Annotated in this window: 12 protein-coding genes; 6 read left to right on the top strand and 6 right to left on the bottom strand. The window is 70.0% G+C overall.

The features are described from left to right. Positions 1-3: 3 nt before the first annotated feature. Positions 4-1,299 (bottom strand): arginine deiminase, encoded by a 1,296-nt coding sequence (gene arcA, locus ACRWNM_RS07560; protein ID WP_431964895.1) that lies wholly within the window; start codon positions 1,297-1,299, stop codon positions 4-6. A 125-nt stretch (positions 1,300-1,424) separates the two neighbouring features. On the opposite strand from arcA, the gene soxR reads away from it, so the two are divergent. Next, positions 1,425-1,910: a redox-sensitive transcriptional activator SoxR gene (soxR, locus tag ACRWNM_RS07555; protein ID WP_431964893.1), complete on the top strand. Its 486-nt coding sequence runs from the start codon at positions 1,425-1,427 to the stop codon at positions 1,908-1,910. On the opposite strand, the gene ACRWNM_RS07550 is transcribed toward soxR, so the two are convergent. Beyond that, entirely contained in the window at positions 1,879-2,769 is an 891-nt protein-coding gene (locus tag ACRWNM_RS07550; RefSeq protein WP_431964891.1) for an SDR family oxidoreductase, read from the bottom strand. The genes soxR and ACRWNM_RS07550 overlap by 32 nt on opposite strands. A gap of 151 nt (positions 2,770-2,920) precedes the next feature. Between ACRWNM_RS07550 and ACRWNM_RS07545 the strand changes: the two genes are divergently transcribed. After that, entirely contained in the window at positions 2,921-3,673 is a 753-nt protein-coding gene (locus ACRWNM_RS07545; RefSeq protein ID WP_431964889.1) for an isocitrate lyase/PEP mutase family protein, read from the top strand. Between the two features lie 205 nt (positions 3,674-3,878). Here the strand turns inward: ACRWNM_RS07545 and metG are convergent, their stop codons facing one another. Continuing rightward, positions 3,879-5,477 carry a methionine--tRNA ligase gene (gene metG, locus ACRWNM_RS07540; protein ID WP_431964887.1) on the bottom strand — a complete coding sequence of 533 codons (1,599 nt, stop codon included), beginning with the start codon at positions 5,475-5,477 and terminating at the stop codon, positions 3,879-3,881. Positions 5,478-5,539: 62 nt separating this feature from the next. On the opposite strand from metG, the gene ACRWNM_RS07535 reads away from it, so the two are divergent. From ACRWNM_RS07535 to rsmA, 4 genes are all read left to right on the top strand, one after another. After that, positions 5,540-6,370, top strand: a complete 831-nt coding sequence (locus ACRWNM_RS07535; protein WP_431964885.1) for a TatD family hydrolase — start codon at positions 5,540-5,542, stop codon at positions 6,368-6,370. A 181-nt stretch (positions 6,371-6,551) separates the two neighbouring features. Next, a complete protein-coding gene (locus tag ACRWNM_RS07530) occupies positions 6,552-7,679 on the top strand; it encodes a transglycosylase family protein (RefSeq protein WP_431964883.1) in 1,128 nt (375 codons plus the stop codon). A gap of 145 nt (positions 7,680-7,824) precedes the next feature. After that, positions 7,825-8,991, top strand: coding sequence for an alpha/beta fold hydrolase (locus ACRWNM_RS07525; RefSeq protein WP_431964881.1), 1,167 nt, complete (start codon positions 7,825-7,827; stop codon positions 8,989-8,991). A gap of 189 nt (positions 8,992-9,180) precedes the next feature. After that, positions 9,181-10,062 carry a 16S rRNA (adenine(1518)-N(6)/adenine(1519)-N(6))-dimethyltransferase RsmA gene (rsmA, locus tag ACRWNM_RS07520; RefSeq protein ID WP_431964879.1) on the top strand — a complete coding sequence of 294 codons (882 nt, stop codon included), beginning with the start codon at positions 9,181-9,183 and terminating at the stop codon, positions 10,060-10,062. 179 nt (positions 10,063-10,241) lie between these two features. Here the strand turns inward: rsmA and ACRWNM_RS07515 are convergent, their stop codons facing one another. The 3 genes from ACRWNM_RS07515 to ACRWNM_RS07505 are packed head-to-tail and all read right to left on the bottom strand — an operon-like array spanning position 10,242 to position 13,602. Next, entirely contained in the window at positions 10,242-12,503 is a 2,262-nt protein-coding gene (locus ACRWNM_RS07515) for a heavy metal translocating P-type ATPase (protein WP_431964877.1), read from the bottom strand. After that, entirely contained in the window at positions 12,500-13,396 is an 897-nt protein-coding gene (locus ACRWNM_RS07510) for a hypothetical protein (protein ID WP_431964875.1), read from the bottom strand. The genes ACRWNM_RS07515 and ACRWNM_RS07510 overlap by 4 nt, the downstream gene beginning before the upstream one ends. Continuing rightward, positions 13,396-13,602: a heavy-metal-associated domain-containing protein gene (locus ACRWNM_RS07505; protein ID WP_431964873.1), complete on the bottom strand. Its 207-nt coding sequence runs from the start codon at positions 13,600-13,602 to the stop codon at positions 13,396-13,398. Before ACRWNM_RS07505 ends, ACRWNM_RS07510 begins: the two co-directional genes overlap by 1 nt. Positions 13,603-13,661: the final 59 nt, after the last annotated feature.

Genomic DNA, 13,661 nt, shown 5'->3' with positions numbered 1-13,661 from the left:
GGCTCACACGTCGTCTCGGGCCAGCGGGCACGACAGGCATCGCGGGCCGCCGCGTCCCGAGCCCAGTTCCGAGCCGGGGATCGGCAACACCTCGATGCCCGCGTCCAGCAGCCGCGCGTTGGTCATCTCGTTGCGTTCGTAGGCGATCACGACGCCGGGGGCCACGGCGAGGGTGTTGTTGCCGTCGTCCCACTGCTCGCGCTCGGCGGTCACGCCGTCGAGTCCGGTGTCGATCACCCGGAGCTTGCCGATGCCCATCGCCTCGGCCGCGGCGGGCAGGAACGGATCGGGTCCGCGCATCGTCACCCCGCCGCCGCCCTCGCGGACGGCGTAGTCGTCCTCGCGGTGAATCGTGAACGCGCGCAGTTCGTCTCGGACCGCCGGGTACATCACCACGGCGTCGGTGTCGACCATGGTGCACACCGTGTCCAGGTGCATGGTCGCGCGCGTCTGCGCGATCGGGAGGACCAGCACCGTGTGCGCGAGACCGTCGTCGAACAGGCTGCGCGCCAATGCTTCCGCACCGGCGGGCGAGGTCCGCTCGCCGACGCCGACGGCGACGACGCCCGGCGCGAGCAGCAGCACGTCGCCGCCTTCGATCGGCGCGGTGTGCGATTCGTAGGCCCGCCGCACCCCGAGGAAGCGCGGGTGGAAGGCGTAGATGAGATCGGTCAGCGAGGTCTCCCGCATCCTGGCGGGCAGGGCGAGCGAGGTGATCGCGACGCGCGGGCCGACCCAGAACGAGGAGTCCCTGGTGAACAACAGGTTGGGCAGCGGGTCGATGACGAAGTCGGCGCCGTGGTGCATCCGCCGCACCAGGGAAGCGGCGTCGGGGCCGAACGGCAGCTCGTCGAAGGTCATGCCCGCCATCAGGATCTCGGCCAGTTCCGCGGCGGGCACACCGCGCAGATAGGCGGCCAGCTCGTCGGCCAAGGCGTGGCCGAGCCTGCGGGCGTCGACCGCGGCGGAGATGCCCTGGATCCGCGCCGCGCCGCTGGCCGCGATGGTTTCGGCGAGCAGATCCGAGAGCAACAGCACCTCGACGCCACGGCTGAGCAACACGTCCGCGAAGGTGTCGTGCTCCTGCTGGGCTCGCTCCACCCAGGGGATGCCGTCGAACAGCAATTGATCGTTGTTGCGCGGGGTGAGCCTGCGCAGTTCGGCGCCGGGCCGATGCAACAAGACCGTACGTAGGGCTCCTACCTCGGAAGTCACTCCGTAACGCGGTTCGCCGGCGCGGTCGGGCCCGCCCCCGCGCCTGTCCTTTTCGTGGTCGACGGGCACAGCGTCTGCTCCCATCCTCCGACCGTAGTTCGCGATCGGCGCAGCGGTACGGAAATCGGCACCCCAATGCCGTGAGGTGTCCGAATTCGTCCCCAGGACATCCTAACCTGAAGTATTGTTCAGGTGAATGGAGGAGTGTGATGTCGACAGCCGATTGGCGAGCAAAGGAACTGACCCCCGGGCAGCTGTCCGAGCGTAGCGGAGTAGCCGTCTCCGCGTTGCATTTCTACGAGCGCGAGGGGCTGATCACCAGCCGCCGCACGTCCGGGAATCAGCGCAGATACACCCGCGAGACGTTGCGCCGGGTCGCGTTCATTCGCATCTCGCAGCGGGTCGGCATACCGCTCAGCGAAATACGGGAGGCGCTGGACAAACTGCCCGAGAGCCGCACTCCGACCCGGCGCGACTGGGAGACCCTCTCCACGGCGTGGCGGGAGGATCTCGACGATCGCATCAGTCAGCTGATCCGCCTGCGCGACAACCTCACCGGCTGTATCGGCTGCGGCTGCCTCTCACTCGGCAGCTGCAAGCTCGTCAACGAGCGCGACCGGCTCGGCGACGACGGTCCCGGCGCCAGGGTGCTCGACACGCATCTCAACTGCCCGTCGAAACCGGCAGCGTGCTGAACTGGGCGCTGGCCCGGCGGATGACGAACTCGTACGGGAGGGCGAATTTGCGCGCCCACCAGTAGCCGAAGCGGATGTCGAACGAGCTGTAGATCAGGAACCGGTTGCGTTCGACGCCGCGCAGGATCGCGGCGGCCACCCGCTCGGGCGGCACCGCGTGCTTGGTGAACGCCTTGGTCAGCCTGCGCACCTTGGGATCGTCCTTGTCCACCCCGACCAGCTCGAAGCTGTGCACGAGCGGGGTGTTCACCGCGCCCGGCGCCACCAGGTGCACCGAGATGCCGTGGCGTTCCAGGTCGAAGCGCAGCACCTCGGAGACGCCGCGCAGGCCGTACTTGCCCGCGCTGTAGGCGGCGTGCCACGGCAGCGCGAGCAGCCCCGCCGCCGAGGACACGTTCACCAAGGCGCCGCCGCGGCCCGCGCGCACCATGGTCGGCACGAAGCTCTCGATGACGTGGATCGGCCCCATCAGGTTGATGTCGACCATGCGCCGCCAGTGCCGGTGCTCGAGGTTCTCCACGGTGCCCCACGCGGAGGTGCCCGCGACGTTCATGACCACGTCCATGGGGCCGTGCCGATCGTGCACGTCCGCGGCGAAGGCGGCCACGGCGTCGTAGTCGGTGATGTCGAAGGCCTGCGAGTCCAGCACCGTCCCGCCCGTGCCGCGGATCTCCTCGACGGTCGCCGCCAAGCCCTCGGTGTTGATGTCGGTGAGCACCAGTTCGCCGCCCTGCCCCGCCGCGGCGATCGCGGTCGCCTTGCCGATGCCGCTGGCCGCGCCCGTCACCAAGACCTTCGCGCCGCGCACCGTCTTGCGGCCGACGCTTCCTCGCCCCACTCCTCGCACTTCGGATCCCATCTCGCTAGCCCGACTCGGCCCAAGCAGGGTACTGCGCCCGCGCCGGACGCAGCGGCAGCTTGCCGATTCTCCGTGTGCCGCGTGACCGGGCCGCCGCTGGAATGGGGTGTGTCACGCTGCGGCGGGCCGGGGCGGGGTCCATGATCGGTGTATGACCACTTTGGAAAGCAAGGCCAAGGAACTGCTCGCGCTGCACCGTCCGGGCAATCCGGTCGTGCTGCCCACCGTGTGGGACGCATGGTCGGCGAATCTAGCTGTCGCCGCAGGCTTTTCGGCGCTCACCCTGGGTAGTCACCCGGTCGCCGACTCGATCGGGCGCAGCGACAACGAGGGCATGACCTTCGCCGAACTGCTGACTCGGGTCCGCCAGATCACCGAGGCGGTGGACGTGCCGATCTCCGTCGACATCGAAGCCGGATACGGCCACGAGCCCGCTCAGCTGATCGAGGGCCTGCTCGACGCGGGCGCGGTCGGCCTGAACATCGAGGACACCGTGCACAGCGAGGGCGGGCGGCTGCGCGGCGATCAAGAGCACGCCGACTTCGTGCACGGTCTGCGCGAGTTCGCCAACGCGGCAGGGGTGCACGTCGTGGTCAACGCCCGCACCGATCTGTTCCTCCGGCAGGTCGGCGACGAAGCCGACCGCATGGACCGGGCCATCGCCCGGCTGACGCTGGCCGCCTCCGCGGGCGCCGACGTGCTGTATCCGGTCGGGCGGCATTCCGACGCGGACATGCGCAGGCTGACCTCGGAACTGCCGCTGCCGGTCAACGCGATCGGTCTGCCGGACAAGTCGGACCGCGCGGAACTCGCCGCGCAGGGCGTGGCGCGGATCAGCTTCGGTCCCTACCTCCAGTTCGCGCTCGCGGCCGAGGCCAACCGGCTGCTCGAACGCTGGAAGTGACGCGGAAATCCATGCGTGGCACGGTGATTCATTCGCGGATCACCGTGCCGACGCGGGACGTCAGCTAGCACCGTACCGACGCAGGTCGGTCAGCTGGCACCGTGTCGGCGCAGGTCGGTCAGCTGGCACCGTGTCGACGCAGGTCGGTCAGCCAGCGCCGTGTCGACGCAGGTCGGTCACCGAGCGCCGTGCCGACGCTGGTAGGTCAGTCCTTCTTCTCCAAGTAGCGCGGGTACACCGGCTCCGGAGCGGGCAGCGGGACGCCCGGTGTGAGCGGCGTCGCGAGGTCGGCGAAGGTGCGGCCCTGCTGGGCGAGCAGGTCGAGGATCTTGGCGGCGGACCCTGGCAGCACCGGCTGCACCAGGATCGCGACGATGCGGACCACCTCGAGCGTCACGTACAGCACCGTCGCCATGCGGGCGAGATCTTCCTCGGTGCCCGACTTGCGCAGCGCCCACGGCGCCTGGGCCGAGAAGTACTTGTTGGTCTCGCCGAGGGTCAGCCAGATCGCCTCGAGCGCGAGATGCATCTGCTGGGCGTCGTATTCGGCGCGGCAGCGTTCCAGCAGACCGTTCGCGCGGTCGAGCAGCGCGCGATCCTCCGCGGTGAACTCGCCCGGCGCCGGCACGGCGGCGTCGCAGTTCTTGTTCACCATCGTCAGGCTGCGCTGCACCAGGTTGCCGAACTCGTTGGCCAGGTCGCTGTTGATCCGGCCGACGATGGCGTCGTGGCTGTAGCTGCCGTCCTGCCCGTAGGAGATCTCGCGCAGCAGGAAGAAGCGCACCGCGTCGACGCCGTATTCGTCGACGAGCTCGAGCGGGTCGACAACGTTGCCGACCGACTTCGACATCTTCTCGCCCTTGTTGTACAGGAAGCCGTGCACGAAAACGCGTTTCGGCAACTCCACGCCTGCCGACATCAGGAAGGCGGGCCAGTACACCGTGTGGAAGCGGGTGATGTCCTTGCCGATGATGTGCACGTCGGCGGGCCAGAACTTCTGGAACGCAGCCGATTCCGTGTCCGGGAAGCCGACGCCGGTGATGTAGTTGGTGAGCGCGTCCACCCAGACGTACATCACGTGGTCGGGGTGCTCGGGCACCGGCACACCCCAGTCGAAGGTGGTGCGCGAGATGGACAGGTCCTTCAGGCCCTCTTTCACGTAGCTGACGATCTCGTTGCGACGCGTTGCGGGCGCGATGAATTCGGGGTGCTCCTCGTAGAGCGCGAGCAGCCGGTCCTGGTACTTCGACAGCCGGAAGAAGAAGTTGGACTCCTCGGTCCACTCCACCGGCGTGTTGGTGTCGGTGGAGACGCGGCTGCCGTCGTCGAGCAGCGTGGTCTCCGCCTCGGTGTAGAACGCCTCGTCACGCACCGAGTACCAGCCCGAGTAGTTGTCCAGGTAGATGTCGCCGTTGGCGAGCATCCGCTCCCAGATCGCGATGCTGGCCACCTGGTGGTCGGCGTCGGTGGTCCGGATGAACCGGTCGTAGGAGACGTCGAGCGTCTTGTCGAGTTGCTCGAAGACATCGGAGTTGCGCGCGGCGAGCTCTTCCACCGGGATGCCCTCGGCGGTGGCGGCCTGCTGCATCTTCTGACCGTGCTCGTCGGTGCCGGTCATGAAGAACACGTCGTAGCCGTCGAGTCGCTTGAACCGGGCGATGGCGTCCGCCGAGATGTACTCGTAGGCATGCCCGATGTGCGGCGCACCGTTCGGGTAGGCGATGGCCGTTGTGATGTAGAAGGCGGGGCGTTCAGCTGCGCTCATGGTGTGTCTACTGTAATGCGCGTGCTTTCCGTCGCTCACGTGAATATCCCCGCAGGACCCGGCGGCCGCCCGGGTCGGTCGAGCGCAGGCGAGGCGGAGTCGTGAACGGAGGACGTCGCCCCGCGCCGGATCTGCCCGAGCCGCTTGCGCCGCTGGTGGACGCGCACACCCATCTGGACGCCTGCGGCGCCACCGACCCCGAGTCGACCGCCGCCATCGTGGACCGCGCCGCGTCGGTCGGCGTCGGCAAGGTGGTCACGGTCGCCGACGATCTGGCCGCCGCGCAGTGGGCCGTGCGGGCCGCGCACTGGGATGCGCGCGTCTACGCCGCTGTCGCGTTGCACCCCACCAGGGCCAACGCATTGGACGACGCCGCGAAGGCGGAGCTGGAGCGGCTGGCGGTGGACCCGAGGGTCGTCGCGATCGGCGAGACCGGCCTCGACTACTACTGGCCGGGCAAGCTCGACGGCTGCGCCGATATCGAGACCCAGGTCGAGGGTTTCCGCTGGCACATCGAGTTGGCCAAGCGGGTGCGCAAGCCGCTGATGATCCACAACCGCGAGGCCGACCACGATCTGCTGACCGTCCTGCTGGACGAGGGCGCGCCGTCGACGGTGATCTTCCACTGCTTCTCCTCGGACGCCAACATGGCGCTGTCCTGCGTCGCGGAGGGATACGTGCTGAGCTTCTCCGGCACGGTCAGCTTCAAGAACGCCCACGAGTTGCGCGAGGCCGCCAAGGTGGTGCCGGACGAGCAGATTCTGGTGGAGACCGACGCGCCGTATCTGACGCCGCACCCGTTCCGCGGCGCGCCGAACGAGTCGTACTGCCTGCCGTACACGGTGCGCGCGCTCGCCGAACTGCGCGAGCAGGATCCGCGCGAACTGGCCGAGATCACCACGGCGAACGCCCGGCGCGTCTACGGCATCTGAGGACGCGGGCCTGCGCGTACCCGGGTAAGGGGACTGGAAACCCTGCCTGTGGCCCACGTCACTCCGGGTCACGAAGGCTGTTATCTACCTGCGGTGTCGATATCGTTTCGTGATCTGCGACGGCCCAGGCGGCGAAGAAACGGTTGTTTGGGGCCAGTCTCTTCGTTATCGTACTGTGACCATGTCGCCTTTGACGAGGATCAACCAGTCCCGCTCGCCGCTGCTGTACGCGGCCGTCGCGGCGCTGTTGCTGACGCTCATCGTCGGCGCCTCGATGGCGATCGTGAACCGCAAGACGGTGACGATCGTCGTGGACGGCCAGCAGTCGATCCTGACGACCATGTCCCGCAACGTCGACGGCGTGCTGCGGGCGGCCGGATTCGACCTGACCGATCGCGACCAGGTCCGTCCCGGCCGCGGCTCCGCCGTGACGGACGGCGCGACGATCGTGCTGAACCGGGCGCGCGCGGTGGCGCTGACCGTGGACGGCAAGTCCGAGACGGTGTGGACCACCGGCCTCACCGCGGGCGAGGCGCTCGCTCAGCTGAAGCTCCCCGGCGACAGCTACGTCTGGCCCGCACGCGACGAGCGGCTGCCGCTGGACGGCGCGACGCTGCGGATCGCGAGCCCGCGCTCGGTGTCGCTGCTCGACGGCATCGGCGCGCCGGTCGACGTGCGGCTCGCGGCGCCGACCGTGGGTGAATTCCTCGCCGTCGCGGGCATTCCGCTCATCGAGCAGGACACCGTCGAGCCCGCGCCGAGCACCCCGCTGGCCGACGGCCTGCGAATCGTGGTGACCCGCAAGCGCATCGAGCGCCACACCGAGACGTTGCCGCTCGATCCCGCGGAGACCGTCATCGAAGACGAGACCATGAACATGAGCCGCACCATCGTGGAGAACCCCGGCGTGCCCGGCGTGCACGACGTGACTTTCGCGGTGACGATGGTCAACGGTCAGGAAGTCGATCGCAAGGCGGTCGAGTCGAAGGTCTCCGTTCCCGCCCAGCCCAAGACCGTGCGCAAGGGCACCAAGCCGGGCACCGAGGTGCCCGCGGTGCGCGACGGCCAGATCTGGGACGCGCTGGCCCGCTGCGAGTCCAACGGCAACTGGGCCATCAACACCGGCAACGGCTACTTCGGCGGCATCCAGTTCGACCAGAGCACCTGGGAACGGCAGGGCGGCCTGCGCTACGCCCCGCGCGCCGACATGGCGACCCGCGAGGAGCAGATCGCCATCGCCGAGGTGACCAGGGCTCGCCAGGGCTGGGGCGCCTGGCCCGCCTGCACCAGCAGGCTCGGCCTGAGCTGACCCACGCGTCGTCGCGGGGCGCCGTCCCCGGGTGGGGCGGCGCCGCAGTCGTTTTCGCGGTCGATCCCGCCTCGCCATCCCCCGACTCGGTTGTACACTCGGCCGGATTCGTGACGGTGCGGTCAGGGCGAGAGGGAAATCCGCGATGGGATTGCTACACACCGCGCGGCGTTCGGCGCTCGCCGCCGCGCTCGCCGTCGGAGCCGTGCTGTCCGGAACGAGCGCGCCCGCCGCGGCGGCGACGCCGGGCTCGGTGATCTCGGTGACCGCGCAACCCGACGGCTGGCACGGCATGTCCGGCGGCTCGGTGGTCGACTACTGGATGACCGGATCCGACGGCGCCCCGCACCGCGCGAGCGGCGCGCTGTTCCTGCCCGAGGGCACACCGCCGCCCGACGGCTGGCCGATCCTCGCCTACGACCACGGCAGTAGCGGGCTCGGACCCGGCTGCGGCGGTATGTCGCAACCCGAGCGCGCGCCGTTCCCCGCCATGCAGGGCAGGCAGGACCAGCTGCTTCGACGTCTGGTTTCGCAGGGCTTCGCTGTCGTAGCGCCCGATTACCTCGGTCTCGGGCGCTTCGACACCGGGCCGCACCCGTACCTCGAACTGCGCACCGAGGCGACCGCCACCATCGATCTGGTGCAGGCCGCCCGCGCAGCGCACCCGGAGTTGTCGCGCACCTGGGCGGTGTTCGGCGCCTCGCAGGGCGGGCAGGCCGCGCTCGGTACCGCGCAGCTTCAGGCGACCTACGCGCCGGACCTCGATTTCCGCGGCACCATCGCGGTCGACCCGGAGTCCGACGTGGAGAAGGTGCTTCCGCTGGCGGGCCCGGTGATCCCGACGATGTCGGACACCGCGGCGCCGATGAGCTTCTTCGTCAGCATCCTGGCCGGCGTGCGGGCGGCGCGGCCCGAGGTGCACGTCGACCAGTACCTGACGCCGCTGGGCCGAACCGTGCTCGACGAGGTCGGTGGCCTGTGCCTGGACCGGATCATCGAGCGCGTCGCGGGTCTCGGCATCGGCCAGCTGCTGGCCAGGCCGCTGTCCTCCGAGCCGATCCGCGCCGCGTACACCGACTACCTGACCGTTCCGGTGCGCGGCTACGACGCCCCGATCCTGTTGCTGGTCAACGCGACCGACACCGTGGTGCCCTCCCCGCTGCACGCGGCCCTGATCGCTCAGTTCGCCGCCAACGACGTCGACTCCGAGACCGTCTTCGGTACGGGTCAACACACCCAGCTGAATCCCGCCATGTGGACCGCCGTCGAAGCCTTCCTCGCCCGCATCCGCGAGACGCCCGCCGAGCGCTGAGCCTGGCGCTGCCGGTTCGCACGGGGCGATTCGGTTCCGGCCGCGTACACCCAGCCCACGCCAACCCGCGCTTCCGCCCCTCGCGCTGTTGGTCTCCACAGACCCTGTGGTCGCGGCGAGGCAGGTGGTGGACCTGCGTAGTGCTGCCGGGTGGGCGGGGGTAGGGCGTCGGGTTGGTAGGTTCTTCGGGTGTCCGATGCCGATGTTTCCGCGAGGGGGAGTGCTGCGCTGCTGGGGCCCGCCGAGGTGCGGGTGCTCGCCGAGCAGTTCGGGGTGCGGCCGACCAAACAGCTGGGGCAGAACTTCGTGCACGACGCGAATACCGTGCGGCGGATCGTCGCGGCGGCGGGAGTCGGGCGCGCCGACACCGTGCTCGAGGTGGGGCCCGGACTCGGCTCGCTGACGCTCGCGCTGCTGGACGTGGTGGATTCGGTGATCGCGGTCGAGATCGATCCGGTGCTTGCCGAGCATCTGCCGGTCACGGTCGCCGACCGGGCTCCCGAACTGGCCGACCGGCTGCGGGTGGTGCACGCCGACGCGCTGCGGGTCGCCGCCGCCGACCTGCCCGCCGCCCCGACCGCACTGGTGGCGAACCTGCCGTACAACGTCGCGGTGCCGGTGCTGCTGCACCTGCTCGCCGAATTGCCCAGCATCACAACCTCTCTGGTGATGGTGCAGGCCGAGGTGGCCGACCGCCTCGCGGCCGAACCGGGCAGCCGGATCTACGGGGTGCCCAGCGTGAAGGCCGGGTTCTTCGGCAAGGTGAGCCGCGCGGGCGCGGTCGGCACCCAGGTGTTCTGGCCCGTGCCGCGAGTGGAATCGGGCCTGGTGCGCGTGCAGCGCTTCGCCGAGCCGCCCTGGCCGATGGACGACGAGCACCGCCGCCGCGTCTTCGAGGTGGTCGACGCGGCGTTCGCGCAACGCAGGAAGACCTTGCGCGCGGCGCTGTCCGGTTGGGCCGGATCGCCCGCCGAGGCCGAACGTCGATTGGTCGCCGCCGGAATCGATCCGACCGCGCGCGGAGAAACCCTGGATACTGCCGCCTTCGTCAGGCTGGCCGCGCAAAAGTAGCGACCGCTTCCCGCGGCACTACGGCGGGGTGTGGCTTAGAGGGGCGCGGGAAACGCTGGTTACCGCGGCCATCGTCCGGCTCGCCGCGCAGAAGGAGCGATCGCCTTCGCAGCCGCACACGACCGGCGGGTCGTGGAATGCGCTGCTTCGGGCGATAGGCGGAGCGCGTCCCGAGGCGGTCAGCGGAAACGGCGCAGCCGCAGGCTGTTCGTGACGACGAAGACGCTGGACAGGGCCATCGCCGCCCCGGCGAGCATCGGGTTCAGCAGGCCCGCGGCGGCCAGCGGGATGGCCGCGACGTTGTAGCCGAAGGCCCAGAACAGGTTGCCCTGGATGGTGCGCAAGGTGGCGCGGGACAGGCGGATCGCGGTGGCGACGGCGCGTAGATCGTCGCGCACCAGCACGATATCGCCCGCTTCCGCCGCGACGTCCGTGCCGCCGCCCATGGCCAAGCCCAGGTCGGCGGCGGCCAGTGCGGGGGCGTCGTTCACGCCGTCGCCGACCATGGCGACCACTCGGCCTCGGTCCTGGAATTCGCGGACCACGCGCAGTTTGTCGTCGGGCAGCACCTCGGCGATGACCTCGTCGATGTCGACCCGGGCGGCGACCGAACGGGCAGTCGTCGCATTGTCACCGGTGAGCAGCACCGGCGTCAGCCCGAGGGCGCGCAGGTCGGCGACCGCCTCGGCGCTCGTCGGTTTCATCGCGTCGGCCAGCACCAGGACACCGCGCGCCATGCCGTCCCACGCGACGGCGATCGCGGTCGCGCCCTCGCGTTCGGCGTTCTCCTTCGCCGCGGCAAGGCGCTCGGGGAGGACGATGCCGCGTTCGGCCAGCAGTTCCGTGCGGCCGATCACCACGTCCCACCCGTCGACCACCCCGCACACGCCCATACCGCCATGACTCGTGAACCGCTGCACCGGTGCCAGCCGTAACCCGCGTTCACGCGCGCCCGCGACCACCGCGCGGGCAACGGGATGCTCGGAGCCGTGCTCCACTGCCGCCGCCGTAGCGAGCAATTCGTCGGCGGATGTTCGCACTTCACTGACGGGCGCGTGCGGTTCGTCGGCGCGCTCGTCCGTGATCACCTCGACCAACGCCATCCGCCCGGTCGTGACCGTCCCGGTCTTGTCCAGCACCACCGTGTCGATGCGCCGCGTCGACTCCAGCACCTGCGGGCCCTTGATCAGGATTCCCAGTTGCGCCCCGCGCCCGGTGCCGACGAGCAGCGCGGTGGGCGTTGCCAGGCCGAGCGCACACGGGCACGCGATGATCAGCACCGCGACCGCGGCGCCGCACGCCACCGCCGTCGGCGCGCCGGTGATCAGCCAATAGACCAGCGTCAGGCCCGCGATCACGAAGACGATCGGTACGAACACCCCCGCCACGCGGTCGGCGAGCCGCTGCACCGGCGCCTTTCCGTTCTGCGCCTCCTCGACCAGCGCCGCCATCTGGGCCAGCTGGGTATCGGAGCCCACCCGGGTGGCGCGCACGGTGAGCAGGCCGCCGGTGTTCACGGTCGCGCCGATCACCGTGTCGCCGGGGCCGACGTCCACCGGCAGCGACTCTCCGGTCAGCAGGCTCTGATCGACGGCCGAATCGCCCTCCACCACAACGCCATCGGTGGCGATCTTCGCGCCGGGCCGTACCAGGAACCGGTCGCCGACGCGCAGTGCATCGATGGGCACGAGCACCTCGGTGTCGCCGCGCAGCACCGAGACCTCCTTGGCGCCGAGTTCGATCAGGGCGCGCAACGCGGAACCGGCGCGGTCCTTGGCCCGCGTCTCGGCGTAGCGACCGGCCAGGATGAACACGATCACGCCTGCGGCCACCTCGAAGTACACATTGGACGCGGCGTCGGCGCGGGCGATGCCGAGGCTGAACGAGTGCTTCATACCGGCCATCCCGGCGTGCCCGAAGAACAGCGCGTACACCGACCAGCCGAACGCGGCGAGGGTGCCGACCGAGATCAGCGTGTCCATCGTCGCGGTGCCGTGCCTGGCGTTGATCAGGGCGGCGCGATGGAATTCGTACCCGCCCCAGCACACCACGGGCGCGGCCAGGGTCAGCGAAAGCCATTGCCAGTTCTCGAATTGCAGCGCGGGGATCATCGCCATGGCGATCACCGGAACGGCCAGCGCCAGGCTGACGAGCAGGCGGTGGCGCAGTGTGGCGAGTGCCGCGTCGTGGGACTCGTCGGCTTCGGTCGAGGGCGGCTCGGGCAGGTGCGCGGTGTAGCCCGCGTTTTCGATCGTGGTGATCAGCTGTTCCGCTGAAACAGACTGTGGATAGCGAATTTTTGCCTTCGCTGTCGCGAAATTCACGGTGGCTGTGACGCCGTCGAGCCTGCTCAGTTTCTTTTCGATGCGCGCGGCGCAGGACGCGCAGGTCATGCCGCCGATCTCGAGTTCGAGAGCGGCATGGCCCGCGGTCGCGGTCATCGGTGTTCGCCACCCGGATGATGTCCGGCGCCGGATGTGGATGGCGCTGTGGAGAGCGGCGCGAATTCGAGGGTGAATTCGGCGGTGTGCACCGAACCACCGTGCGCGAATTCGAAATACAGCCGATAGGGGCCAGGCACGGGCGGCTCGACGTGGAACGCCGCCTCCGGGCCGGGGCTCGTCCGGCCGACCTCGCCCTGCGGATGCGCGTGCAGGTAGGCGAGGGACGGCGCGTGCAGGCCGACCAGGTGCGCGTAGGCGCCGAGGTACGGCTCGAGATCGGTGACGGGCCTGCCGTCGCGGGTCACGGTGAACCGCAGGTCGCCCGAGTCGCGCTGCAACCGGACCTGGTAGCCGTCCACCGAAGCGGTCTCGGCGGCGGGCGGCAGCGGCCGCGCGGCCGCGTCCCCGGTGACCGTGACGGTGCGGCTCAGCACAAGCCCGGCCCCGTCGCCCAGCTCCGGCGCGAAGTCGGCGAACACCCGGTACGTCCCCGGTGTGGCCCAAGTCCATTCGACCGACCAGGTGCCGTCGGCCGCCATCGTCGGATGCGCGTGCCGAAACTCGGCGCCGTCCGACCGGGCGACCACGAGATGCAGTGGCTTCTCGTGCCGGACGGCGAACCGGGTGACCGGCGCGCCGTCGGGACCGGTGATGCGGAAGTGCAGGGGACCGGCGCGGTTCGGCGACGCGGGGGCGCTCAGGTCGGCGAGGGTGTAGCCGGATTCGGAGTCCGACAACCCGGTCGACCGGTACGACCCGTCGAGGACGACGCCGCTGTGCTCGACGCCCCGGTCGGACGGATCGCCCACCAGGACGCCGATTCCGAGCGCGGCGCCGAGCAACACGACGAGCCCGCCACCGAACGCGGCGAACCGCAGCCGATCCCGCATCAGACGGCGACCTCGTACCCCGCCTCGTCGACCGCGGCGGCCACGTCGGCATCGGCCAGCGGCGCGGCGCTGGCCACGCGCACGGCCCCGGTCGCGAGGTCGACGTCGACGCTGGTGACGCCATCGATCTTGCCGATCTCCGTCTTGACCGAGCCGGCGCAGTGCCCGCAGGTCATTCCCTTGACGGTGTAAGTGGTGGTGGCCATCTCCAACTCCTTCGCTCGCTGCAATCATACGGTGCCGGGGTATCTCCGACGAAGGAGAA

This window comes from Nocardia sp. bgisy134, from assembly GCF_965341865.1.
In the GTDB taxonomy this organism is placed as follows: domain Bacteria; phylum Actinomycetota; class Actinomycetes; order Mycobacteriales; family Mycobacteriaceae; genus Nocardia.
This window is presented reverse-complemented; position numbering and strand designations above follow the sequence as displayed.

What these genes read in the sequence shown, in the direction of transcription:
- ACRWNM_RS07530 (WP_431964883.1), top strand. Translation starts at nt 6,552, where the DNA reads ATGTCGCCTTTGACGAGGATCAACCAGTCCCGCTCGCCGCTGCTGTAC.
- arcA (WP_431964895.1), bottom strand. Translation starts at nt 1,299, where the DNA reads ATGGGAGCAGACGCTGTGCCCGTCGACCACGAAAAGGACAGGCGCGGG.
- soxR (WP_431964893.1), top strand. Translation starts at nt 1,425, where the DNA reads ATGTCGACAGCCGATTGGCGAGCAAAGGAACTGACCCCCGGGCAGCTG.
- ACRWNM_RS07505 (WP_431964873.1), bottom strand. Translation starts at nt 13,602, where the DNA reads ATGGCCACCACCACTTACACCGTCAAGGGAATGACCTGCGGGCACTGC.
- ACRWNM_RS07550 (WP_431964891.1), bottom strand. Translation starts at nt 2,769, where the DNA reads ATGGGATCCGAAGTGCGAGGAGTGGGGCGAGGAAGCGTCGGCCGCAAG.
- ACRWNM_RS07515 (WP_431964877.1), bottom strand. Translation starts at nt 12,503, where the DNA reads ATGACCGCGACCGCGGGCCATGCCGCTCTCGAACTCGAGATCGGCGGC.
- ACRWNM_RS07545 (WP_431964889.1), top strand. Translation starts at nt 2,921, where the DNA reads ATGACCACTTTGGAAAGCAAGGCCAAGGAACTGCTCGCGCTGCACCGT.
- ACRWNM_RS07510 (WP_431964875.1), bottom strand. Translation starts at nt 13,396, where the DNA reads ATGCGGGATCGGCTGCGGTTCGCCGCGTTCGGTGGCGGGCTCGTCGTG.
- ACRWNM_RS07525 (WP_431964881.1), top strand. Translation starts at nt 7,825, where the DNA reads ATGGGATTGCTACACACCGCGCGGCGTTCGGCGCTCGCCGCCGCGCTC.